This is a genomic window from Roseateles sp. P5_E1, assembly GCF_054049335.1.
In genome coordinates this window covers 1-551 of the sequence record NZ_JBFUMN010000401.1, presented here as the reverse complement: position 1 = coordinate 551, position 551 = coordinate 1, and the positions used below count along the sequence as shown (strand labels likewise).

At 71.1% G+C, this 551-nt stretch carries 1 pseudogene; it reads right to left on the bottom strand.

The window, feature by feature from the left end:
• Positions 1–499 (bottom strand): annotated as a pseudogene (locus ACXJKJ_RS31750) (DNA topoisomerase IB); the annotation flags it as partial.
• Between the last annotated feature and the right edge of the window lie 52 nt (positions 500–551).

Sequence of the window (551 nt, the reverse complement as noted above, 5' to 3'; positions counted from 1 at the left end):
ATCCGTAGGACCGGTTGTCGCGGGCGTATACCTCATTGCCCACGCGCACCAGCGTCTGCGCCAGCAGCGCAATCACGATGGCCAGCACCTTGTCGCGCGGGAAGCCGGTCAGCTTGAGGTCGCGCCGCAAGCGGCGGCGCAGCCCGGGCAGTGCCGTGCCGAAGGCGATGATGCGGTCGAACTTGCCATCGCCGCGTACCCGCGCCCAGTCCGCGTGGTAGCGGTATTGCTTGCGCCCGCGTGCGTCGCGGCCGGTGGCCTGCAGGTGGCCGTTGGGCAGCGCGCAGATCCATACATCGGTGTAGGCCGGCGGGATCGCCAGCGCGCGGATCCGCGCCAGCGTGGCCGCATCGCGCACCGCCGCGCCATCGGCATCGCGGTAGCTAAAGCCCTTGCCGGCGCGACGCCGCTGCAGGCCGGGCATTTCGTCGCTGACATAGCGCAGGCCGGCCTCGCGGGCGGCGGCGGCTTCGGGGGTGACACTACGGCTGGGGCTCATCGGCGTGCGCGGCAGAAAGGGTCTGCAGTGTTACCCGGTGGCGGTGTGAGGT